18 protein-coding genes are annotated in these 22,562 nt (G+C 63.6%); 4 read left to right on the top strand and 14 right to left on the bottom strand.

Annotation, left to right across the window (positions count from 1 at the left end):
• Positions 1-2 precede the first annotated feature (2 nt).
• From E4O92_RS11155 to E4O92_RS11110, 10 genes are all read right to left on the bottom strand, one after another.
• Entirely contained in the window at positions 3-749 is a 747-nt protein-coding gene (locus tag E4O92_RS11155; RefSeq protein ID WP_135189849.1) for a flagellar motor protein, read from the bottom strand.
• Positions 731-1,459, bottom strand: coding sequence for an RNA polymerase sigma factor FliA (locus tag E4O92_RS11150; protein ID WP_135189848.1), 729 nt, complete (start codon positions 1,457-1,459; stop codon positions 731-733). The genes E4O92_RS11155 and E4O92_RS11150 overlap by 19 nt, the downstream gene beginning before the upstream one ends.
• 12 nt (positions 1,460-1,471) lie before the next feature.
• Positions 1,472-2,317: a MinD/ParA family ATP-binding protein gene (locus E4O92_RS11145; RefSeq protein WP_135189847.1), complete on the bottom strand. Its 846-nt coding sequence runs from the start codon at positions 2,315-2,317 to the stop codon at positions 1,472-1,474.
• On the bottom strand, positions 2,310-3,623 hold the full coding sequence (gene flhF, locus E4O92_RS11140) for a flagellar biosynthesis GTPase FlhF (protein WP_135189846.1): 1,314 nt from the start codon (positions 3,621-3,623) through the stop codon (positions 2,310-2,312). The genes E4O92_RS11145 and flhF overlap by 8 nt, the downstream gene beginning before the upstream one ends.
• A gap of 308 nt (positions 3,624-3,931) precedes the next feature.
• Entirely contained in the window at positions 3,932-6,040 is a 2,109-nt protein-coding gene (gene flhA, locus E4O92_RS11135; protein ID WP_135189845.1) for a flagellar biosynthesis protein FlhA, read from the bottom strand.
• Between the two features lie 102 nt (positions 6,041-6,142).
• A complete protein-coding gene (gene flhB, locus E4O92_RS11130) occupies positions 6,143-7,324 on the bottom strand; it encodes a flagellar biosynthesis protein FlhB (protein ID WP_135189844.1) in 1,182 nt (393 codons plus the stop codon).
• Between the two features lie 220 nt (positions 7,325-7,544).
• Positions 7,545-8,744: an MraY family glycosyltransferase gene (locus tag E4O92_RS11125; protein ID WP_135189843.1), complete on the bottom strand. Its 1,200-nt coding sequence runs from the start codon at positions 8,742-8,744 to the stop codon at positions 7,545-7,547.
• Positions 8,738-9,181, bottom strand: a complete 444-nt coding sequence (locus E4O92_RS11120) for a hypothetical protein (protein ID WP_135189842.1) — start codon at positions 9,179-9,181, stop codon at positions 8,738-8,740. Before E4O92_RS11120 ends, E4O92_RS11125 begins: the two co-directional genes overlap by 7 nt.
• Positions 9,182-9,706: 525 nt before the next feature.
• The gene (locus E4O92_RS11115) at positions 9,707-10,693 is read right to left on the bottom strand and encodes a fumarylacetoacetate hydrolase family protein (RefSeq protein WP_135189841.1); all 987 of its coding nucleotides are present in this window, start codon (positions 10,691-10,693) and stop codon (positions 9,707-9,709) included.
• Positions 10,694-10,742: 49 nt separating this feature from the next.
• Positions 10,743-11,459: a pseudouridine synthase gene (locus E4O92_RS11110; RefSeq protein WP_135189840.1), complete on the bottom strand. Its 717-nt coding sequence runs from the start codon at positions 11,457-11,459 to the stop codon at positions 10,743-10,745.
• 214 nt (positions 11,460-11,673) lie between these two features.
• On the opposite strand from E4O92_RS11110, the gene E4O92_RS11105 reads away from it, so the two are divergent.
• Complete coding sequence (locus E4O92_RS11105; RefSeq protein ID WP_135189839.1) at positions 11,674-11,970, top strand: hypothetical protein; 297 nt, start codon at positions 11,674-11,676, stop codon at positions 11,968-11,970.
• A 418-nt stretch (positions 11,971-12,388) separates the two neighbouring features.
• Here the strand turns inward: E4O92_RS11105 and E4O92_RS11100 are convergent, their stop codons facing one another.
• The 4 genes from E4O92_RS11100 to E4O92_RS11085 all read right to left on the bottom strand — a co-directional run bounded on the left by E4O92_RS11100 (position 12,389) and on the right by E4O92_RS11085 (position 15,524).
• Entirely contained in the window at positions 12,389-13,384 is a 996-nt protein-coding gene (locus E4O92_RS11100; protein ID WP_135189838.1) for a S49 family peptidase, read from the bottom strand.
• A gap of 60 nt (positions 13,385-13,444) precedes the next feature.
• The gene (locus E4O92_RS11095) at positions 13,445-13,810 is read right to left on the bottom strand and encodes a Rieske (2Fe-2S) protein (protein WP_135189837.1); all 366 of its coding nucleotides are present in this window, start codon (positions 13,808-13,810) and stop codon (positions 13,445-13,447) included.
• Positions 13,810-14,469, bottom strand: coding sequence for an HAD-IIIA family hydrolase (locus E4O92_RS11090; RefSeq protein WP_135189836.1), 660 nt, complete (start codon positions 14,467-14,469; stop codon positions 13,810-13,812). Before E4O92_RS11090 ends, E4O92_RS11095 begins: the two co-directional genes overlap by 1 nt.
• Positions 14,470-14,546: 77 nt before the next feature.
• Positions 14,547-15,524: an RluA family pseudouridine synthase gene (locus E4O92_RS11085; RefSeq protein ID WP_135189835.1), complete on the bottom strand. Its 978-nt coding sequence runs from the start codon at positions 15,522-15,524 to the stop codon at positions 14,547-14,549.
• 683 nt (positions 15,525-16,207) lie between these two features.
• Between E4O92_RS11085 and E4O92_RS11080 the strand changes: the two genes are divergently transcribed.
• From E4O92_RS11080 to moeA, 3 genes are all read left to right on the top strand, one after another.
• Positions 16,208-19,285 carry an Rne/Rng family ribonuclease gene (locus tag E4O92_RS11080; RefSeq protein WP_135189834.1) on the top strand — a complete coding sequence of 1,026 codons (3,078 nt, stop codon included), beginning with the start codon at positions 16,208-16,210 and terminating at the stop codon, positions 19,283-19,285.
• Between the two features lie 224 nt (positions 19,286-19,509).
• A complete protein-coding gene (moaA, locus tag E4O92_RS11075) occupies positions 19,510-20,619 on the top strand; it encodes a GTP 3',8-cyclase MoaA (protein WP_135189833.1) in 1,110 nt (369 codons plus the stop codon).
• A 6-nt stretch (positions 20,620-20,625) separates the two neighbouring features.
• Positions 20,626-22,503, top strand: a complete 1,878-nt coding sequence (gene moeA, locus E4O92_RS11070; RefSeq protein WP_135189832.1) for a molybdopterin molybdotransferase MoeA — start codon at positions 20,626-20,628, stop codon at positions 22,501-22,503.
• Positions 22,504-22,562: the final 59 nt, after the last annotated feature.

Raw genomic sequence — 22,562 nt, 5'->3', positions numbered from 1 at the left:
GGCTAGGGCCGTGCCAGCAGGCTCGCCACGCGCTCTTCGATGACGCGCGTGTGGTCGCCGCTGGCGATGTCGTGGAACACGTCGGTCAAGATTTCGTACTGCGTCACGCGCTCGGCGACGATGGCCTTGAGCTTGTTCCCGGCCGGGTGGAAGAACAGGTTGGCCAGGCCCACGCCGTACACGGTGGAGACAAAGGCGACCGCAATGCCAGAGCCCAGGCGCGAGGGGTCGGTCAGGTTTTCCATCACGTGGATCAGGCCCAGGACCGCGCCGAGGATGCCGATCGTGGGCGCATAGCCGGCCGCCGATTCCCAGATGCGCGCCGCCTGGCGCTGGCCGAATTCGTAGGCGGTCACCTCGGTCTCGAGCAGGCCGCGCAGCTTGTCCGGATGGATGCCGTCCACCACCAGGCGCAAGCCCTTCTGGATGAATTTATCCTGGTTGCCCTGCATGTACTGCTCGAGCGAGAGCAGGCCGTCGCGCCGCGCCGACAGGCTCCACAGCGTAACCTCGCGTGCGAATTTCTGGCGCTGGGACGCAGGCGGCACGAACACCCAGCGCAGCATGCGCATGCCGCGCATGAAAGTGGCGCTTTCGGTCTGCAGCAGGACCGCGCCGAAGGTGCCGACGACGACGATCGCGAACGCGGCCGGCTGCAGCAGCGAGGCGAACTTGCCGCCGTCAAGCGTGTGGCCGACGAAGATGCCGACCAGCGCCAGCGCCAGACCGGCTACGCTGGACCAGTCCACAGCTTCTCCCGCATGGATGCACGCAGCCGCGCCACCGCCTGGGTGTGCAGTTGCGAGACCCGCGATTCGGACACGCCCATCACGGCGCCGATCTCCTTCAGGTTCAGTTCCTCTTCGTAGTACAGGCCCATGAGCAGCTTCTCGCGCGGCGGCAGCGCGTCGATCGCGTCGATCACGGCCTGGCGGAAGTCGGTTTCGAGCAGGCTACGCAGCGGATCGCTGTCGTCCACCGCGTAGCGGTCGAGGAAGCTGTCGTTGCCGTCGTCCTCGTGGAAGTCCTCGTAGTACACGAGCTGGTGGCCGCCACTGTCGAACAGCATCTCCTGGTAGTCCTCGAGCGGCATCTTGAGCATCCTGGCCACTTCCGATTCAGAGGGCGGGCGGCCCAGGCGCTGGGTCAGCGTGGCCATCGCCTCCTCGACCTTGCGCATGTTCTGGCGGGTGCTGCGCGGCATCCAGTCGCTGTTGCGCAGTTCGTCGAGCATGGCGCCGCGGATGCGCAGCACGGCATAGGTCTCGAACTGGGCGCCGTGGTTGTCTTCGTAGCGGTTGATCGCGTCGAGCAGGCCCATCATGCCGGCCTGGATCAGGTCGTCCACTTCCACCGAAGGCGGCAACTTGGCCTTCATGTGGTGCGCAAGTCTCTTCACCAGCGGCATATGCTCCGTCAGCAAGTAGTCCTTGTTGGCTTTCCCTTTGACCGTGTACATTCTTATGATTTCTTAAGTACCAAAATGCGCGCTGCTCCCCTGACCAAACGATGGGACCTTCGGCAGCGCAAAACGCCCCGCCAACTGTCGGAACGCGACCGAAGCACCGGCCAGCGGGAACGCATCGACCACCGCGCGGCCCAGCCGCGCCGCACGGTGCAGGTATTCGTCGGCGGGCACGGAGCCCATCGATGTTAGCGTTACGGCAAGGTAACGTGTTGCCGCAGATGCCATATTATCGTATACCACCTTTGCCTCGGCTTCGGTAGCGCCTGTGACAAGGATACCGAACGGACGACGGCCAAATTGCTGCGACAAGCGTTTGATCAATGCGTAGGCGTTGGTGATCGAGGTGGCGCTGGTCGAGACCTGGACCACAATTTCCGAGCTTGCCATCACCGGCAGCGGAAAGCCGTTATCGGGCGAGAACTCGCCATCGACCATGACGATGCCGGCCTGCTTGACCATCACGTCAAAGGTGTTGGCCAGGCGCCGGATATCGTCCGGGCCCGCCGGCCGTGCGGCGCCCTTGCCGCGCGGTCCGCGCGCGAGCTTCACAACAGAGAACCCTTGCGGAACAGGCGTGATCACCTCGTTAAGCGCGCATTCCTGCTGCGCCACCTGCAGCAGCGAAGCGCCGCCATCGACGCCCAGCCTTTGCGCCACGCCATATTCGCGCTCGCACGCATCGGCGATCAGCACATCATTGCCCGCCTGGGCCAGCGACGCGCCCAGGTTGACCAGCATGGCGCCCCTGTCATCGGCAGGCGTGGCGGAAAGGAAGGTGACGATGCGCGGTTTGGGGCCGGCCAGCATCCGGCGCAGGCCCTCGGCCTGGTCAAAATCGAAGCTAGCCAATCGACACCTCGCGCAGGCTGCGGTCGTGGTCCACGTTGCCGGTGTGCGCCATCATCAACGGCAGGTCGGCATCCGCGATCTGCGATGCCGCCTCGCGGCGCGAACGGAACGCGCGATCGATCAGCATGGCGCGATCGGCCAGGTGCAGGTCTTCCGGCACGCGCTGGCCATTGGAGATGTAGTGCAGGTTGAGCTTCTGGCGGACCAGGACGTCGAGCACGCCGCCGATCGAAGCCGCTTCGTCGAGCTTGGTCATGATCACGCCAGCCAGGCCCGACCCCTGGTACGCGCGCACCACTTCGTTCAGGGTCTCGTTGGTCGAGGTCGCGTTCAGGCACAGCAGGCGCTTCACGTCGGCGCCCGAGCCGGACAGCATCGCCACCTGCTCGGTGACCATCTGGTCGCGCTGCGACATGCCGATCGTGTCGATCAGGACCGTGTGCTTGTTCTTCAGTTCCTTGAGCGCGATGCGCAGGTCGGCCTCGTCCTTCACCGAGTGCACCATCACGCCGAGGATCTTGCCGTAGATGCGCAGCTGCTCGTGGCCGCCGATACGGTAGGCATCGGTGGTGATCAGGGCCAGCTTGTTCGGGCCGTGGCGCATCACGCAGCGCGCGGCCAGCTTGGCGGTGGAGGTGGTCTTGCCCACGCCGGTCGGGCCGACCAGGGCGAACACGCCGCCCTGTTCGAGGATCGCGTCTTCGTTGGACATCGCGACCAGGTTGCGCGCCAGGACGGTCTTAATCCAGCGCAGCGACTGGGCGGCGTCCTTGTTGGCCGGGAGCTTGTCGACCAGGTAGCGCGCCAGCGTGGCGGAAAAACCGGCGGCCAGCATCTCGCGCAGCACGCCGGCCTTCTGCGGTTCGCGCTGCTGGGTGGCGCCCCAGGACAGCTCGGCCAGTTGGGTCTCCATCAGGCCGCGCATCGCGCGTAGTTCGTTCATCATGCCGCTCATCTCGGCGACGGTCGATTCCTTGGCCTTGACCAACGCGGCCGACACCATCGACGTCATCGCGTCCATGTCGAACGCAGGCTGCGGCGCGCTGCGGTTGGCGTAGTTCTGCTCGGCGAACGCGCTGTGCGGCGCCGGCTCGTGCAATTGCTGCAACTGCGGCCTGGGCTGGGCCATCTCGGATTCGACCGGCGGCGCGGCGAGCGAGGCCACGTCGTTGTTGTCGATCGCGAGGATCTCGACCACGCCGCCCACCGGGCGGTTGGACAGGATGACGGCGTCGGGCCCGAGCGCCTCGCGCACCTTGCGCAGGGCATCGCGGGAAGTCTCCGCTGTAAATTTCTTCACGTTCATCGTTGGTCTCCGCCCATCTGCAATCAGCTCCGTCGTCCTGTCGGGGCACATTGGCCCTTTCTTACAGCTAGGATTATTGACGATGCCTAGAGGAAACCATCGGGGGAAAAGGCGGGGGAAAGCCACCCATTTCCACCTGGGATGAACGGCCCGGCGATTTGCAGTCTGGACAACATGCACTACCGCATAAGCGTTTGCCCGTCGTTTCCGGCAGTGCCGGGAACGACGGCGGAAGTTCTGCCTGCCCTTGTGATGCGCTGGCTGGTAGCCCATCCCGGCCATTTTCATGGCAACAGGTGCGCCAGGCACTACATCTGCGCGCCGACGAGGCTCGTGACCCGGATCGTCTTGGTCTCAGGGATCTCGGAATGCGACAGCACCTTCAACTGCGGCAGCGCGCGCCGCAGGAAGCGCGACAACAGGGTGCGCAGCGGTCCCGGCACCAGCAGCACCGGCGTCAGTCCCATCGCCTCCTGCTGCTGCGCCGCCACCCCGGCCTGCTGCGCGATCGTGTCGGCCAGTCCCGGCTCGATGCCGGTACCGTCGCCGCCCGCCGACATGGCCTGCATCAGCAGGCGCTCGAGCCGGTTATCGAGCGTCATCACCGACAGCTCGTTCGTGCCCGGGAACAGCTGCTGCACGATCGCGCGGCCCAGCGCAATGCGTACCAGCGATGTCAGGTCGTTCGCGTCCTGGATTTGCGGCGCATGTTCGGACAAGGTCTCGATGATGGTCCGCATGTCACGGATGTGCACACCCTCCGCCAGCAGGTTTTGCAGCACCTTCTGCAGCGTGGACAGCGACACCAGCTTGGGCACCAGGTCCTCCACCAGCTTGGGCGTCTCCTTGGCCAGGTGATCGAGCAGCGCCTGCACTTCCATCCGGCCCAGCAGCTCGGAAGCGTGCGTGGTGATCAGGTGATTCAGGTGCGTGGCCACGACCGTGCTCGCATCGACCACGGTGTAGCCCATGCTCTGCGCCTCGTCGCGAAGGTTGGCGTCGATCCAGGTGGCCGGCAGCCCGAACGCCGGGTCGGTGGTCGGCGTGCCCGGCAGCGTGCCGCTTGCCATGCCCGGGTTGATCGCCAGGTAGCTTCCGTTGATCGCCTCGCCCACCCCGACTTCCACGCCCTTGAGCGTGATGCGGTAGCTTGAGGGCCGCAGTTCGAGGTTGTCGCGGATGTGCACCGGCGGCGCAAGAAAGCCGACTTCCTGCGCAAACTTCTTGCGGATGCCCTTGATCCGCTTGAGCAGTTCGCCGCCCTGCGTCTTGTCGACCAGCGGGATCAGGCGGTAGCCCACTTCCAGGCCCAGGGTATCGACCGGCATGATGTCCTGCCAGCCCGCCTCTTCCTGCTCCGGCGGCGTGGCTGCGGCGCTCGCGGCCGCCGCTTCCGCCGCCGCAGCCTCCTGCGCCGGTTTGCCCTTGGCGCGCTTTTCGACCAGGTAGCCCGCGCCCAGCAGCGCACTGCCAAGCAGCAGGAACACCAGGTTGGGCATGCCCGGGATCAGGCCCATGCCGCCCAGGATGGCGCCGGTGATGTACAGCACCTCGGGCTTGGCGAACAGCTGGGTCACCAGCTGGCCGCCGATGTCCTGGTCGCTGGCCACGCGCGAAACCACCATACCGGCGGCCACCGAGATGATCAGCGACGGGATCTGCGCGACCAGGCCGTCACCGATCGCAAGCAGCGTGTAGTTCTTGATCGCGTCGCCGAACGCCATGTCGTGCTGGACCATGCCGACGATCAGGCCACCGATCACGTTGATGACCGTGACCATGATGCCGGCCACGGCGTCGCCGCGCACATACTTGGACGCACCGTCCATCGCGCCGTAGAACTCGGCTTCCTGCGCCACTTCGGAGCGGCGGCGGCGCGCATCCTTCTCGCCGATCAGGCCCGCATTCAGGTCGGCGTCGATCGCCATCTGCTTGCCCGGCATCGCATCCAGGGCGAAGCGCGCGCCCACTTCCGCAATACGGCCCGCGCCCTTGGTCACCACCGTGAAGTTGATGATCGTGAGGATCACGAACACCACCAGGCCGACCGTGTAATTGCCGCCGATGAGGAAGTGGCCAAAGGCCTCGATCACCTTGCCGGCCGCGGCGCCGCCGGTATGCCCTTCCGAGAGCACCACGCGGGTGGACGCGACGTTGAGCGACAGGCGCAGCATCGTCGACACCAGCAGGATCGCCGGGAACGCCATGAAGTCGAGCGGCTTGACCGTGTACAGGGCGGTGAGCAGCACGATCACCGACAGCGCGATATTAAAGCTGAAGAACACGTCCAGCAGAAAGGCCGGCAGCGGCAGGATCATCATCGCCAGCAGCAGGACGATGAGGACCGGCGCGGCCATCGCATTGCCGCCGCGGTTGGCAAGGCCGGTCAGCCAGGCCGGCAGTTTGAGGCGGTTCATTGGGCGACTCCCATATTCTTCATTCCTGAGTTACCAGCTGGCCGTCGACCTCGCATAGCGCGGACCGGATGCCGGGCTGGCAAACTCGCTGCCTTTCCATGTTCAGTGCAAGTTAGCGCCGGGGTCATCGTCTTCCCGCTTTGTTGATGCCGGATTAAGCGGGTCCATCTCCGGCGGCACCGCCAGCCTGGTCGGCCGATCCGGATAGTGGCCGCCGGACTTGTTCCACGTCCGCAGCTGGAATACATAGGCCAGCACCTCGGCCACCGCCGAGTACAAGGCCGGCGGGATCTCATCGCCGATGTCGGTGTGCTTGTACAGCGCACGCGCCAACGGCGGCGCTTCCAGCATCGCCACCTTGTGCTCCTGCGCGATCTCGCGAATCCTGGCCGCCACTTCGTCGGCGCCCTTGGCCACCACCTGCGGCGCGCCGCGCTGGCCGTCGGTGTACTTCAGCGCCACGGCGAAGTGGGTCGGGTTGGTCACCACCACATCGGCGGTCGGCACTGCGGCCATCATGCGGCTCCTCGCCATTTCGCGCTGCAGCTGACGGATCTTGCCCTTGATCTGAGGGTTACCGTCGGATTCCTTCGATTCCTGGATCACTTCCTGGCGCGTCATCTTCAGCTTTTTCGCGTAGCGCCAGATCTGGTACGGCGCATCGATGGCCGCGACCAGGCCAAGCGCGCCGACCACGGTCAGGAAAGCCACGCCGAGCAGGCGGCCCAGGTGCGCGCTGCTGGTGCCCAGCGGCTCGAGCGCCAGCCCCAGCACCGCTTCCTTCTGGCTCATCACGACGAGATACGCGACGCTGCCGACCAGCAGGGCCTTGGCGATCGCCTTGAGCAGTTCGATCAGCGCGTTGGTCGACACCATGTTGCCCAGCCCGCGCATCGGGTTGAGCTTGCCGAACTTGGGCATGAATGCCTTGGAGGTAAACAGCCAGCCGCCGATAAAAAGCGGCGCGGCCAGCGCGACCAGCATGATCAGGCCGGCCAGCGGCAGGCAGGCCAGCAGTACGCTGCCCACATCGACCGCGATGCGGCGCAGCAGGACGTCCGGATTGAAGATCTGTTCGCGATCGAGCGCCAGCCCGGATTCGAGGACGGACGACAGCTTGCCGACCAGGCTGCCGCCGGTCATCCACAGGCCGGCACCGGCCGTTATCAATACTGTAAAAGTTGCCAGTTCGCGCGATCGGGGCACGTCGCCTTCTTCACGTGCCTTCTGCAATCGCCTGGGTGACGCGGGTTCTGTCTTTTCCGCGCCATTTTCTTCCGCCATCCCGCGCTCCTGATTACGGCGCAGCGTCCTGTAGGGTGGGCCCCTGCCCGCCCACGCGTTCAAACACGCGTCGCGCACCACATCAAGCTGGCATTATCCCCGATGTTGCTCCGCGGCCATGCCCTGAAATGCCCGCCCAATCCGCCTCAATTCGCTGACAAGCGCAGAATCGCCTGCTGCAACCTCAGTTCAATTAGTGAATTTAGGCAACTTTGTGGCGTTATAAGGGGTGCCCGTCATGTCGTATGGCAGGCGATAGCGCAACGCGCCCAGTGCAGTCATTGGCATGAACTTCGTCGCTGCTCAACACGTCCGTATTTTGGCGGGCAGTCCATCGGCCCCGGACCACGCGACGGTATATGGCGATATAAGCAAGGACCTGGCCGAAAACAATCAGCATTGCGGATGGTGTTGTATCTCCAAATACAAGACTTAACGACGCGCCCAGGGCGACCCAGGGAACAATCACACAAGCCACCGCAGCATTGCGCTTCCAGGGGTGATCAGTATCCGCGATAAAGCGGGAAACAACACGCCGGAACACCAGCGTGTGCAAATGAAGCCCGTCGGGCGCCACGGGGTCACCCTGTCGAAGGTATTGACGTCGATAGATGCTGAACAAAACTTCGATAACCGGATAGGCGCAAATCGCCAGGACCTGCCAAGCGCTGATCGATGTATCACGGACGAGCAACAGCACAACAATCTCCGCCACCCAGAATCCGAGGAAATATGCTCCTCCATCGCCCAGAAACAGGCGTCCCGAAGGATAGTTCATGAAAAGAAAACCAGCCGTAGCCCCGAGACCGACCACCGCCAACTGAGCTACCAGCTCGTCGCCGACATTCCAGGCAAGAATGCCAAGTGCAGCTAACATAATGGTGACAGTGCTGCCCGCCAGGCCATTGAAGCCATCAATGATATTGATGGCATTGACACCGCCAGCCACGGCTACCGCGGTAACGACCAAAGCGAGGGGGGCCCAGGTTAACAAGGCGTCCAAACCCCAAATATCGAGTTTATCGATCGTGGCGCCCAGTAACCAGCTGGCCAGCAATGCGCTTCCCAATGACGCGAGCAAACGTGCCTTGACCGAGACGCGCTTTGTCAAATCTTCCGTCACCCCTGCGACGAAAGCAGGCAATCCAGCGCAAAGAAGGAGCACTGCCGCCGAAAAGGCGGAAACAGATAGCAGATCGCCGGTGAAGCAATAAGAAAAAAGAAGTGTAAGCGAAATAGCCGTAATAATCGCAATGCCGCCGATACGCGGCACTGCGCGAGCATGAAATTTCTGAACGCCCTCAAGGTCATGATCGAGCGACAGCTTGCCATGCCATCTTTGCGAGATAATAATCACCAAACTGGCAATTGCACTCGTACCGGCCGCGACCATCGCAGCGATCAACAGGTGAGTCAGCATAACGCCGGCTCCTGTTTATTAGCGATAGTGCCCCAACCGCGAATTAACAGGTCATCGCCGGGAACCGGGGAATTCAGGAGCGGAGCAAAAATCGGAAGTACCTCAGCCGGGTTATCCAAGATGAACTTTTGAAATTCACTCGACACATCATTTTCATGAATTGAATGCTTTGCCACCGGGCGCGGCTCCAGGCTGTCATTGCCGGTATCCGAAGCCTGACCGGCTGCGCCGGCCGGATCCGTCACGGTGTCAGTGATCACCAACCTGTGCGATGGCGCAGGAACGAGCGCCGGCGTAAGTACAGACGCAGTTGCCGCAGCCTCGCCAGCTCCCGGCTCCTGACCAGACATGCCGGACTTGCGCATCTGCTGAGCGGAGGCCGCAAGCGTCGTGGTGGCTATAACCAGGACCATGAAACTGGTGCTTAACTTGAACATTTATTATCTGCTTGCAGCAAAGCGAAGATGCATGTGAATCAACTTCACATTGTATCAACTATACAGAAATCGTCCAATTCGGGTGTCTTTTCACCAAACCCGCCACAAAATTTTCACCGATTGTCTTTACACGATTAATACTTTTTCACCAAAAAATACAATTCGTACATAACTGGATACATTTTCATGAAAGTTTTTCACATAACGTTCAATTAACTTTTGTTTCGACAAAATATTGAACAAATCTGATACCGGTCAAAAGCCAAAGACTGGCAAAACAATGCGGCCTGCTCCGTTGAATTTATTTGCTAATCTTCGACCGTAGCCAGGCTGGCGGCAACAGAAGGTGCGCTCCGATTACGCCGTTCCCGGCGCCTGCGGGAGCTGCTGAGAGGTGCACGACCCCGTTCGCGACAAACTGGAGTAGTGCCTACGTTGGAAAGTTGTCGGGACCCAAAGCAAAAACAACCGCCCATGAACACATGGACGGAAGATTCGCTTGCCCCTGCGAGTGGCAGTATGTAATCAGCGCTCGAAGCGCTTCACCGCCTGCTCGATCGCGCCGAAGATCGACTTGCCGGACGCGTCGAGCATCTCGATGCGAATCGTGTCGCCAAAGCGCATGAACGGCGTTACCGCCTGACCGTGCTCGATCATCTCCAGGCACCGCTGTTCGGCGATGCAGGAGTACCCGCGCGACGCATCCTTGTTTGACACCGTGCCCGATCCAATGATGCTGCCTGCTCGCGCATTACGCGTTTTGCACAAATGCGCGATCAGTTGCGGGAAGTTGAATACCATGTCCACGCCCGCATGCGGCTGCCCAACCAGATGCCCGTTCCAGGTCGAGCGCAGCGGCAGGTGCAGCTTCCCGTCCTTCCAGGCATCGCCTAATTCGTCCGGCGTCACGGCCACCGGTGAAAAACTGGTCGCCGGCTTCGATTGCAAAAAGCCGAACCCCTTTGCCAGTTCTGGCGGAATCAGATTGCGCAGCGAGACATCGTTGGCGAGCATGACCAGCTTTATATGCAGCCAGGCTTCATCCGGCGTCGCCCCCATCGGCACGTCGTCAACGACCACCGCCACCTCGGCCTCGAAGTCGATGCCCCACTCCTCATGCGCGAGCACGATGTCGTCCATCGGCCCCAGGAAATCATCGCTGCCGCCCTGGTACATCAGCGGCTCTTCCCAGAAGGACTCCGGCATTTCGGCGCCGCGCGCCTTGCGCACCAGCTCCACATGGTTCACGTAGGCGGATCCATCCGCCCATTGAAATGCGCGCGGCAGCGGCGCCATGCATTTCGCCGGATCGAAATCGAAGCTGCGGCGCGCCCTGCCCTCATTGAGCTGCGCATACAGCTCATTTAATTGCGGCGCGATGAAGCTCCAGTCGTCGAGCGCGGACTGCAGCGTCGGTGCGATGCCGTCGGCGATGTGGGCGGATTTCAGGTCGCGCGCGACCACCATAAGCTGGCCGTTGCGGGAACCGTCGTTGAGAGTGGCGAGTTTCATGAGTCGTCAGGACGCTCCGTCTGGTCAGGCGGCGGGTGGCCGGTGCAGATTAATCGGGTACCAGCAGCTCAAGCTGCGGCTTTTCGAGATAGCACCATTCCCCTTCCCCGATCGCCAGCGAGTCGAGCGTAAGCCCACCGATCTGCGACCGGTGCAGCGCCGCGCAATGGTTGCCGGCCGCAGCCAGCATGCGCTTGACCTGGTGGTACTTGCCTTGCTCCAGGACAATCTCGAGCTGATGCTCGCCGCGCTGCACGCACGATACCGCCGCCAGCGGCGCCGGCTCGTCAACGAGCTGCACACCGGCGAGCAACTGGTCGACCAGTGCCTGGGTTACCGGCTCGGCCGTCGTGGCCTGGTAGACCTTCGGCACGTGCCGCTTGGGCGACGATTGCGCATGGATGAACGCACCGTCGTCGGAAAGCAACAGTAATCCGGTGGTGTCATGATCGAGCCGCCCGACCGGCTGCACGGCGCGCCACTCGAACTGTTCCGGCAGCAACGTCAGCACGCCCGGATGGTGGCTCGGCTTGCGCGAGCACTCGAAGCCGGCCGGCTTGTACAGTGCGATATACAGGTGCTCGCGGTACGTCCATTCTTCGTCGAACACCGTCAGGACCAGGCCCTCGGTCTCGATCGGTGTCTTGTAATCGGTACAGATTGCGCCATTGACGGCCACATCGCCGTCTTCGATCAGCGCCCTGCAGTATTTACGGCTGCCGAAACCTTGCGATTGCAGGATCCGGTCCAGGGAAAGTTTGCTCATGGGGCGAGACTTTAGCAGAACGCCCATACGGCGGAAAGCGCTACCGTCGGAACCTGCGGGCCCCGCATTGCGGCAGAACACTCATTTGACGCAAATCAAGCCTAGGAATCCTCCTATTGATACACTTCAATTGCATTAGGAATCGCCCTACGCGAATGAAGCAAGGACTACTCAGCCGTAGGATTAGTTAACACGACAAACAAGAGGACCGAGGATGCCTACCTTCAAGGTTACCAGCTCGATGGAAGATCGCACGAGAATCGCCCACGAGCAATCTGCGCTTTTATCAACCCGGCTGGCGCTTGCTCGTTGGAGCACTGGCGGACAAGAGCCGCAACTGACCGGGCACGGCGATCTGCTCCTGCGCGCCGTGTGGTACGACCAGGCCGAGCGCAACTTCCAGGCGTGGCTCGACGCGGGTGGGTTCACCCAGTACGACGAGACGGCGCGCGACCAGTCGTGCCCGGCTCTTGAGAGGCAGATGGACTCAGCAAAACTCTGCCAAGACTAATCAGATTCCTACAGCACAAATGGAAACGACGGCAAGCGCCGTCGTTTCCTCTCCCACTGGGAGCACTGCTGAGGAATTGAATTCTCTCTAATCCCGCTCGTGCGGCCTGTAGCCTCTCAATTCAAACGTTGCAAAAAGCAGGCTGAACTTTTAACTCGCCCTCCTTGGAAAGAACTACACGTCCAATATAGGACATCGGGGCGAACTTTCAAGAGAAATATTGAGGCGGATCAGAGAGGCAGCCGGAGATATGGAACTCGGTCGGCGGCCGCCACGGGGTTCGTAGGGTGCGCACCTGTGCGCACGCGGTTCGTGAACGTGGCGTAGTTAAGCCGCGGCCGCAAGTCAGCATGCCGTGACCGCGTGCGCACAGGTGCGCACCCTACGATTTGCGACGGCTTCGGCAGTCGCGCCCGTGTCAGCGCAGGCCGGGAAGCGAACTGCGAGTGAAGGCTTTGACCGCCCCGGCACCGGCGGAGGCGCCAAATTTCTTCAGAACACGTTCCGGCAGGCCTTCGTGTGCGGTGTAATCGATGATGTCCTCGGCCTTGACGATGTCGCGCGCCACCGTGTCCACGGTGCCGAAACCATCCGCCAGCCCCATCTCCACCGCCCTGGCGCCGGTCCAGTACAGGCCGGAGAACATGTCCGGCGTTTCCTTGAGGCGCTTTCCGCGCCCGGCGCGCACCACCGCGATGAATTGCTGGTGGATTTCGTCGAGCATTTCCTGGGCGTGCGCCTTCTGCTGCGCCGACTGCGGACTGAACGGGTCGAGAAAGCCCTTGTTGGCGCCGGCCGTCAGCAGGCGGCGCTCGACGCCGATCTTGTCGAGCAAGCCATTAAACCCGAAACCGTCCATCAGCACGCCGATCGAACCGACGATGCTCGCCTTGTTTACATAGATCTTGTCCGCAGCCGCGGCGATGTAATAGCCGCCCGAAGCGCAGATTTCGTCAACCACTACATATAGCGGCTTGTTGGGATAGCCCTTCTTGAGCCGGTTGATCTCATCGACAATGATGCCGGCCTGCACCGGACTGCCGCCAGGGCTGTTGATGCGCAGCACAACGGCAGCGGCCCCGTTGTCGGCAAACGCCTTGTTCAGCGACGGAATCACAGTATCTGCCGCGCCCGGCCCTTCCGCCTCGACGGTGCCGTTAATTTCGATGAGTGCGGTATGGCGGCCCATCGCCTCGTCCGACCCGCCCAGGCTGAAATCGAAATAGGCCCAGATGACGAACAATGCCAGCCCCAGGAAGGACAGTTTGAAGAAGATGCCCCAGCGCCGCGCTGCGCGCCGCTCCTTGATCGTCGCAAATACCAGCTTTTCGAGCGTTTCTCGCTCCCAGTGGCTGACGGTCGGGCTGGTTGCCTGCCGCGTGTCCGGGTTGTCGTTCCTAATATTGTCGCTCATAAACTCGATTCAAAAATCGTGGCGTGCATGCCTTGGAGGCGCCGTGCGCCCTCGCGCGCTTCACGCCGCCGGCGGCCGGATATGGTCGTCCGGTTGCCAATAAATCTTGTTGTCCACTTCACGCACCGCGATCGGCCGCAGCTTGCCGCCTTTGCACGGTCCACCCGCGCACAGCCCGCTGTCCGGCACGTAGATCGCGCCGTGCGTGGAACACATTAAATACAATCCGCTCGACTCGAAGAACTCGCCCTCGAACCAGTCCAGCTCGATCGGCACATGCGCACAGCGGTTCAGGTAGGCATACGGCTTGCCATCGTAACGCACCACGAAGCCGGTTGCCGGGTCGCCGTAGGCCACGACCGGAAAGCGCACGCCTTTCCCGCCTTCGGCCAGCGCGTCCGACTCGCAGATAAAGACCTGGTCCATCAGGCGTTTCCGATCAGCCACTCGTGCAACTCAGTCACCGTCTTGGCCGAAAACACCGGTTTGCACGCCTCAAGCTGGTTCACCGGATGCGCGCCATACTCGACCGCGATGCCTGCCGCCCCGGCGTTGTTTGCCATGAGCAGGTCGTGCGTGGTGTCGCCGATCATAACGGTACGGCGCATGTCCTGGCCCAATTCCCTCGTTAACTCTTGCAACATCGCAGGGTGAGGCTTGGAAAATGTCTCGTCCGAGCAACGGGTCGCATCGAACACGGACAACAGGCCAGCCGCGTTCAGTGCGCGGTTCAGGCCAACCCGGCTCTTGCCGGTAGCCACGGCGAGGAAGTAGCCCTCCTGCGACAGTTGCGTCAACATGTCGCGAACGCCGTCGAACAGCACCAGTTCGTGGTCCTTCGCCAGGTAATGGTAGCGATAGCGCTCGACGATTTTGGGATACAGCGCCGGCTCCAGGCCCGGAATCACCGACGACATCGCCTCGCCCAGCGCCAACCCGATCACATGCGAGGCCGCCTTGTCGCTTGGCACCGGCACGCCCACGTCGCGCGCTGCCGCCTGGATGGATTTGACGATGGCGGCCGTACTGTCCATCAGCGTGCCGTCCCAATCGAAAACGATCAGATCAAATTGCTTTCTTGCCATGTTTCCCGGACGCATGTTAGCGACCGGCTCCTCATTCTGGTATCTGGTAGGGGCGCCGCACGGTCTTGGCGCTTGTCCTAGGCCAATGGTTTCCCCAAGCTTACCAAGAAACGTTCGCATTCAGCTGGCAATGCCGCCTTCAGGCTCATGGTTTTGCCGGAATCCGGGTGCGTGAACGTAATCTGATACGCGTGCAGAAACATCCTGCGCAGCGGGCCGCCGGCCTTCTGCAACTGCTTGTTCAATGCAAAATCACCGTATTTATCGTCACCTGCGATCGGAAAGCCCGAAGAAGCCAGGTGCACGCGAATCTGGTGGGTGCGCCCCGTCTTCAGCTCCGCTTCCAGCAAGGCAAATTTCTCCCACTTGCGCAGCAGGTTGAAAATTGTGTGCGACTCCATGCCGCCGGCCTGCACCACCACCCGGCGCTCGCCTTCGGGCGTCGTGTACTTGTGCAACGGCAACTTAATATGTTGCCGCTTGTGCTGCCAGTCGCCGGACACCAGGGTCAGGTAACGCTTGTCGGTCTGGCCGACGCGCATCTGCTCGTGCAGGTTGGTCAGCGCCGAGCGTTTTTTCGCCAACAACAACAAGCCCGACGTTTCGCGGTCCAGCCGGTGCACCAGTTCCAGGAACTTGGCATCCGGCCGCGCCGCACGCAATTGCTCGATCACGCCGTAAGACACGCCCGAGCCGCCATGCACGGCCACCCCGGCCGGCTTGTCGATCACGAGCAGGTGGTTGTCCTCGAACACAATCTTGAACTCGGCGCCCGGGGCCGCGTTTGATGTTGATTTTTCAGCAACTCGCACCGGCGGGATGCGCACCAGGTCGCCACTTTCCAGCCGGTACAGCTGATCCACACGACCTTTGTTCACGCGCACTTCGCCGGAACGCAAGATGCGGTAGATATGGCTCTTGGGAACGCCTTTGCAAGTGCGCATCAGGTAGTTGTCGATGCGCTGGCCTGCTTCTTCCTCGGTAATTGTAACGAACTGCGCCTGGGGGGCTGCCGGCTGCGATGAAGGGGGAACGACATCGTTTTGCAAGGTCATTCGCTCTGTCTTCCCAGAAATTCTCTCTAAGTCCTTCATTTTGAATATATAATCGACAGGCGGCGGTCAAACCTCTGCTGGTGTAAGAATTAAAACGATATTTTACACAGGGGCGTGTCCATCGGCCCCGCCAAATTGCGAATTCGATGGAAAAAAACGTGTACGCACGCTCTTGCGCGAGTCGGGGTTGCACCCGCAGTTGTAACCGGATAACGCGCAGGGGTGCAGGATTGGATTGTTTGGAATTGTAAGGATAAGTACCGGCAAGCTGGCCAGTTAGCCAGCTCGCCGGTTGATGGCGTCGATAACGCTTGTCGTTTGCGCCCGACCCGGTCGTTAAGCCTCAATCTGAAGGCTGAAGAGAATAAAGGCTGATTGTTCGCCTCAGTATCGAAGTCTTGGTTTGTTCGCTGGCTACGGTTTGGCTTGTTGTCGCACCCCGCCTGACTGGTCTTGTTGCGCCGCCCCGATCGGGCCGCAAGGGACCTTAGTCGCGGCGTGCCTTCGGCATGACGATCGACCCCATCCGCGCCCCGTGGCGGCCGCGAGAACGATATTCGTCCGCGCCCGCCCCGCCCGGGCATACCCACCTCCAAACTCCCTTCCCCGCGTATATCCCGGTACTTTTCGCCGCCCTGGCAAGGCGGCATGGCAACGGCCCACGGGTCGCGGAGTTTATAAAAATGAAACGAATGTTGTTTAACGCTACGCAGCAAGAGGAGCTGCGCGTAGCGATTGTCGACGGCCAGAAACTGATCGACATCGATATCGAAACGGCCGGTCGCGAACAGCGCAAGTCCAACATCTACAAAGGGGTCATCACCCGCATCGAACCGTCGCTGGAAGCCTGCTTCGTCAGCTACGGCGAAGACCGCCACGGCTTTCTTCCGTTCAAGGAAGTGGCACGCTCGTATTTCCGCGAAGGCGTTGACGTGCGTAACGCCTCGATCCGGGAAGCGCTGCGCGAAGGCCAGGAAATCATGGTCCAGGTCGAAAAGGAAGAGCGCGGCAACAAGGGCGCGGCCCTGACCTCGTTCATCTCGCTGGCCGGCCGCTACCTGGTGCTCATGCCCAACAATCCGCGCGGCGGCGGCGTGTCGCGCCGTGTCGAGGGCGAGGAACGTCAGGAACTGCGCGAGACGATGGACAAGCTCGACCTGCCGCAAGGCATGTCGGTCATCGCCCGCACCGCCGGCATCGGCCGCAACGTCGAGGAACTGCAGTGGGACCTGAACTACCTGATGCAACTGTGGCGCGCGATCGAAGGCGCCGGCAAGTCGGCCCCGGGTCCGTTCCTGATCTACCAGGAATCGTCGCTGGTGATCCGCGCGATCCGCGACTACTTCCAGCCGGACATCGGCGAGATCCTGATCGACACCGACGAGATCTACGAACAGGCGCACCAGTTCATGAGCCACGTGATGCCGGACATGGTGCATCGCGTCAAGCGCTACAGCGACGACGTGCCGCTGTTCTCGCGTTTCCAGATCGAACACCAGATCGAAACCGCCTACTCGCGCACGGTGCCGCTGCCGTCCGGCGGCGCGATCGTGATCGACCACACCGAAGCGCTGGTCTCGATCGACGTCAACTCGGCGCGCGCCACCCGCGGCTCCGACATCGAAACCACCGCCTTCAACACCAACCTGGAAGCGGCCGACGAAGTGGCCCGCCAGCTGCGCCTGCGCGACCTGGGCGGCCTGATCGTGATCGACTTCATCGACATGGAAGTGGCCAAGAACCAGCGCGAAGTCGAACAGCGCCTGAAGGACGCGCTGCACCACGACCGCGCCCGCGTGCAGATGGGCAAGATCTCGCGCTTCGGCCTGATGGAACTGTCGCGCCAGCGCCTGCGCCCGTCGCTGTCCGAAGGCTCGCACGTGACCTGCCCGCGCTGCTCGGGCACCGGCCACATCCGCGACACCGAATCGTCCGCACTGCAAGTCCTGCGCATCATCCAGGAAGAGGCGATGAAGGAAAATTCGGCGACCATCCACGTGCAGGTGCCGGTCGACGTGGCCGCGTTCCTGCTCAACGAAAAGCGCGGCGAAGTGCTCAAGATCGAGAACCGCCACCGCATCGCCGTCATCCTCATTCCCAACAAGCACCTCGAGACCCCGCACTACAAGCTCGAGCGCATCAAGCACGACGACCCGCGCCTGGAAGAAGCCGCCGCCAGCTACACGCTGGCCGAGTCGGCCGACACCGACATGGCCTTCGCCAAGCGCCAGAAGGAAGAAACCAAGCCGCGCCAGGAAGCCGTGGTCAAGAGCATCACCCCGGCCGCGCCGGCGCCGATGGTCGACCGCAGCGAACCGGCCAAGCCTGCCGCCAAGCCGGCCCCGGCCGCCACCCCGGCCCCAAGCCAGCTCGGCTTCTTCGCACGGCTGCGTAACTTCTTCTTCGGCATCCCGACACCAAGCGTGCCCGTGCCTGCGCCGGCCACCCCGGCCAAGCCGGCCGCGGCAGCGCCTGAACGTGGCGAGCGCAACGGCCGCGGCCAGCGTGCCCGCGGTGGCCGCAACGGCAAGCAAGGCGGACGCGAGCGCGAGGAACGCGAACAGGTCGTGAAGGGGCCGGCACAGGAAGAAGCGGCCAAGACCGCCGAGACCGAAGCGCGCGCCCCACGCCAGCCACGCCAGCCGCGCCAGCCGCGTGAGCAGCGCGAACCAGTGGAAGCGCAGGCGACCGCCCAGCGTGGCGAGCGTACTGAACGTGCCGAGCGCGCCGAACGTGGCGAGCGCCCGGAACGCGCACCGCGCCAGCCGCGTGAGCGCGGCGAGCGTGCCCAGGTTGCCGCCGAGGCCAAGGCCGAGGACCTGACGCTGGCGCAAGCCGCCGCAGTACCGGTGGAATCGGCCCAAGCGGCAGTGACCGCCCCGCACGGCGACGAGCTGGAGCAGGCAGTCAAGGCCGTCACCACGACCGGCCCGAACGGCGAACTGTTCGAAGCTGAAGGTGGCGAAGAGCCGCGCCGCCGCCGCCGTCGTGGCGGGCGCAATCGCAACCGCCGCGAGCGCGAGCAGGCAGAGGGCATCGAATCGGCGCAAGCCGGCGAGGCGACCCTGGCCTTCACCCCGGTAGCCGACCAGGAAGCGGCCAAGGTTGCCGCGCAAGCCAAGGCTGCGGCCGAGGTGGCGCCAAGCGCCAAGACCGAGACCGGCCCGTGGCCGTTCCCGACCGCTGCATCGGTGGCGGCAGCCAAGGCCGCCGCGCAGCGCGCGGTGGCGGAGGCGGCTGAACAAGCTGCAGCTCAGGCACTCGCTGCCGCACAGGCTGCGGCGCCGGCTCCGGTGGCACAGGAAGCTGCGGCAGCGCCCGCGCCTGCCGCCGTCCCGGCGACCGGTCCGTGGCCGTTCCCGACCGCTGCTTCGGTTGCGGCTGCAAAAGCTGCTGCCGAGGCGGCGCGTGAGGCTGCGGCTAAAGCTGCGGCTGAAGCTGCCGCTGCTGCGGCGGCTAAAGCGTCCGCCGCTGCTGCAGCGGCTGAAGCGGCCGCTGTACCGGCGCCTGTCGAGGCTCCGGCTGCTGAGCCGGTCGCTGCTGCTGTCGCAGCGCCCGCGCCGGCACCAGCGGCCGCGACGGACCTGAACGAACTGCTGAGCAACGCTGGGCTGACGTTGGCATCGACCGATCCGGAAAAGCTGCGCGCCGCACAGGAAGCCGCGGCAGCAGTGCAGCCGCCGGTACGCGTCGGGCGAACCCGCAAGCCGGCCCCGCCGCCGGTCGACGAACCGCTGATCCAGGTCGATACCCGACAGTGATGCGGTGACGCGTCGATGACCAAAAAGGGAAGCCGCGTGCTTCCCTTTTTCTTGTGACCACGCACGCGGCCTGGGGCCTCGTAGGGTGCGCACCTGTGCGCACGCGGTACGCTTGAATTGAGTTGCGGTGCCAACACTGCGCTAACGTCCGCGTGCGCACAGGTGCGCACCCTACGCCTCAGGTCAGCCCCTACACAACTCTGGCCTGATGCTATCCTATCGGCATGGCTGAAAAAATCATCATGATCAGCGACGCGCGCGCGACCGCACTCGCCGTTCCGCCCGTCCTCCAGCAACCGGCCGGGCCGGTGCTGGACGCCCTCGCGCGGCCGTTGCACGACCTGCGGATCTCGGTCACGGACCGCTGCAACTTCCGCTGCGTGTACTGCATGCCCAAGGAAGTGTTCGACAAGGACTACGACTACCTGCCGCACTCGGCCCTGCTGTCGTTCGAAGAGATCACGCGCGTGGCGCGCCTGTTCGTCGCACACGGTGTCGAAAAGATCCGCCTGACCGGCGGCGAGCCGCTGCTGCGCAAGGACATCGAGCGCCTGGTCGGCATGCTGCGCGAACTGCCCACCGCCAGCGGCCGTCCGCTCGACCTCACGCTCACCACCAACGGCTCGCTCCTGGCGCGCAAGGCACGCGCGCTCAAGCAAGCCGGCCTTGACCGCGTCACCGTCTCGCTCGACGCGCTCGACGACGCCACCTTCAAGCGCATGAACGACGTCGACTTTGCGGTGGCCGACGTGCTCAAGGGCCTGGACGCCGCCCACGCGGCCGGCCTTGGCCCGATCAAGGTCAACATGGTGGTCAAGCGCGGCATGAACGACGACCAGGTGCTGCCGATGGCGCGCCACTTCAAGGACGCGCCGTTCATCCTGCGCTTCATCGAATACATGGACGTGGGCGCCTCCAACGGCTGGAACATGGACGAAGTCATCCCCTCGGGCGAAATCGTGCGCCGCATCGACGCCGAAATGCCGCTCGAACCGATCGCTCCCAACTACCCCGGCGAAACCGCCGCCCGCTGGCGCTACCGCGACGGCCGTGGCGAGATCGGCCTGGTCTCCAGCGTCACGCAAGCCTTCTGCAAGGACTGCACGCGCATGCGCCTGTCCACCGAAGGCAAACTGTACACCTGCCTGTTCGCCACCCGCGGCCACGACCTGCGCGCACTGCTGCGCGAAGGCCGCAGCGACCTCGAGATCGGCAACGCCATCGCCGGGCTCTGGAGCAACCGCGCCGACCGCTATTCCGAGACCCGCGCCATTGCTACTCCCGGCTTTGAGCCCGGCGCGAAAAAAGTCGAAATGTCCTACATTGGCGGCTGACATAACATGAACAAGAACGAACAGATCACCGCGCTGATCCTCGCTGGCGGGCGCGGCACGCGCATGGGCACCGTCGACAAGGGCCTGCAACCATTTCGCGGCGCGACCATGGCGGCGCACGTGCTGCAGCGCCTGGCCCCACAGGTGGGCACGGTCGCCATCAACGCCAACCAGAACCAGGGCGAATACGCGAAGCTGGGAGTGGAAGTCTGGCCCGATGAGACGCCGGGCTTCGCCGGCCCGCTCGCCGGGCTGGAAGCCGGCATGCGCCGCGCCCGCACGCCCTACCTGCTCACCGCGCCCTGCGACTCCCCGTTTCTGCCTGCCGACCTGGCCGAACGCCTGTTCGCGGCCCTGCGCGAGCACGACGCCGACCTCGCTTATGCCGCGACCCAGGAACCCGGCATGCGGCGCCAGCCACACCCGGTGTTCTGCCTAGTGCGCGTCGACCGCCTGCCCCTGCTCGCGCGCTACCTGCTTGAGGGCGGACGCAAGGTGGACGGCTGGTTCGCCGAGCTCAAGGCGGCCGAAGTCCTGTTCGAGGATACGAATGCCTTCCGCAACATCAATACCCTCGACGAACTACGCAGCATGGACAACGCCGGTCCGGCACGCCTGGCCGACGTCGTCAGCTGCCTGTCCGGCTACGACCCGGACGCGCTGCCGGTGCGCGATGCGCAGCGCATCATCCGCGACTTCGTCACGCCGATCCGATCGATCGAAAAGGTCGCGCTGCGCGCGGCGCTGGGACGGGTACTGGCAGACGACATCATCTCGCCGATCAACGTACCCGCGCATGACAACTCGGCGATGGATGGCTACGCGCTGCGCGGTGCCGACCTTGCCGAAGACGGTCCGACCACGCTGAAGGTGATCGGGACGATCTTCGCGGGGCGGCCATCAAGCCTCGTCCCGGCTGCTGGCGAATGCGTGCGCATCATGACCGGCGGCGTGATGCCGGCCGGATGTGACAGCGTGGTGCCGCAGGAGTTCGTGGCGAACGAAACCGAGACCTGCATCACGATCGCACCGGGCACGATCCGCCTTGGTGACAACCGGCGCTTTGCCGGCGAAGACCTCACGGCCGGCAGCGCGGCGCTCAAACAAGGCAAGATCGTAAGGCCGGCCGACCTGGGCCTGCTCGCATCGCTGGGCGTGGCCGAAGTGCCCGTGCAGCGCCGGCTGCGCGTCGCATTCTTCTCGACCGGCGACGAACTGCGCTCGATCGGCGAACCGCTCGATCCCGGCTGCGTGTACGACAGCAACCGCTATACGATTTACGGAATGCTGCAGCGGCTGGGCTGCGACATCATCGACATGGGCATCGTGCGCGACGACCCGCAGGCGCTCGAGGACGCGCTCAGGAACGCCTGCGAGAACGCGGACGCGATCATCACCTCGGGCGGCGTATCGGTGGGCGCCGCGGACTACACCCGCCAAATCATGGCGCGCCTGGGCGACGTCACGTTCTGGAAGATCGGCATGCGGCCGGGGCGTCCGCTCGCGTTCGGGCGCATCAACTCGGGCGGCAAGAGCGCGTTCCTGTTCGGGCTGCCGGGCAATCCGGTGGCGGTCATGGTGTCGTTCTACTTCTTTGCGCGCGATGCCCTGCTACGCATGATGGGCGCAGAAGCGCCTTTGGTCCTGGTGCGCGCGCGCTCGGCGGGTGCAATCCGCAAGAAGGCGGGACGCACCGAATACCAGCGTGGCGCCCTGTCGCGCGGCGAGGACGGCAGGCCGGAGGTGCGTATCACGGGATCGCAAGGCTCGGGCATCCTGCGCTCGATGTCGGAGGCGAACTGCATGGTGGTGCTGCACGACGAACAAGGCAATGTGGCGGCCGGCGATGAGGTCGATGTGCTGCTGTTCGAGGGACTGATCTGAGGGCGCGGGCGGATCGAACGTCCGCGTGCGCACGGGTGCGCACCCTACCCTACGATGCT

It is taken from the genome of Massilia horti, assembly GCF_004614195.1.
Classification (GTDB): Bacteria; Pseudomonadota; Gammaproteobacteria; order Burkholderiales; family Burkholderiaceae_D; genus Telluria; species Telluria horti.
Note: the sequence above shows the minus strand (reverse complement) of the source record. Positions and strands in the feature narration are given on the sequence as shown.

Excerpts from the sequence above, each read along its gene's own strand:
- flhA (WP_135189845.1), bottom strand. The coding sequence starts at position 6,040 with ATGAACCGCCTCAAACTGCCGGCCTGGCTGACCGGCCTTGCCAACCGC.
- E4O92_RS11125 (WP_135189843.1), bottom strand. The coding sequence starts at position 8,744 with ATGCTGACTCACCTGTTGATCGCTGCGATGGTCGCGGCCGGTACGAGT.
- flhB (WP_135189844.1), bottom strand. The coding sequence starts at position 7,324 with ATGGCGGAAGAAAATGGCGCGGAAAAGACAGAACCCGCGTCACCCAGG.
- E4O92_RS11100 (WP_135189838.1), bottom strand. The coding sequence starts at position 13,384 with ATGAGCGACAATATTAGGAACGACAACCCGGACACGCGGCAGGCAACC.
- E4O92_RS11120 (WP_135189842.1), bottom strand. The coding sequence starts at position 9,181 with ATGTTCAAGTTAAGCACCAGTTTCATGGTCCTGGTTATAGCCACCACG.
- moeA (WP_135189832.1), top strand. The coding sequence starts at position 20,626 with ATGAACAAGAACGAACAGATCACCGCGCTGATCCTCGCTGGCGGGCGC.
- E4O92_RS11150 (WP_135189848.1), bottom strand. The coding sequence starts at position 1,459 with ATGTACACGGTCAAAGGGAAAGCCAACAAGGACTACTTGCTGACGGAG.
- E4O92_RS11095 (WP_135189837.1), bottom strand. The coding sequence starts at position 13,810 with ATGGACCAGGTCTTTATCTGCGAGTCGGACGCGCTGGCCGAAGGCGGG.
- E4O92_RS11115 (WP_135189841.1), bottom strand. The coding sequence starts at position 10,693 with ATGAAACTCGCCACTCTCAACGACGGTTCCCGCAACGGCCAGCTTATG.
- E4O92_RS11090 (WP_135189836.1), bottom strand. The coding sequence starts at position 14,469 with ATGGCAAGAAAGCAATTTGATCTGATCGTTTTCGATTGGGACGGCACG.
- E4O92_RS11110 (WP_135189840.1), bottom strand. The coding sequence starts at position 11,459 with ATGAGCAAACTTTCCCTGGACCGGATCCTGCAATCGCAAGGTTTCGGC.
- E4O92_RS11105 (WP_135189839.1), top strand. The coding sequence starts at position 11,674 with ATGCCTACCTTCAAGGTTACCAGCTCGATGGAAGATCGCACGAGAATC.
- E4O92_RS11085 (WP_135189835.1), bottom strand. The coding sequence starts at position 15,524 with ATGACCTTGCAAAACGATGTCGTTCCCCCTTCATCGCAGCCGGCAGCC.
- flhF (WP_135189846.1), bottom strand. The coding sequence starts at position 3,623 with ATGAACGTGAAGAAATTTACAGCGGAGACTTCCCGCGATGCCCTGCGC.
- E4O92_RS11080 (WP_135189834.1), top strand. The coding sequence starts at position 16,208 with ATGAAACGAATGTTGTTTAACGCTACGCAGCAAGAGGAGCTGCGCGTA.
- moaA (WP_135189833.1), top strand. The coding sequence starts at position 19,510 with ATGGCTGAAAAAATCATCATGATCAGCGACGCGCGCGCGACCGCACTC.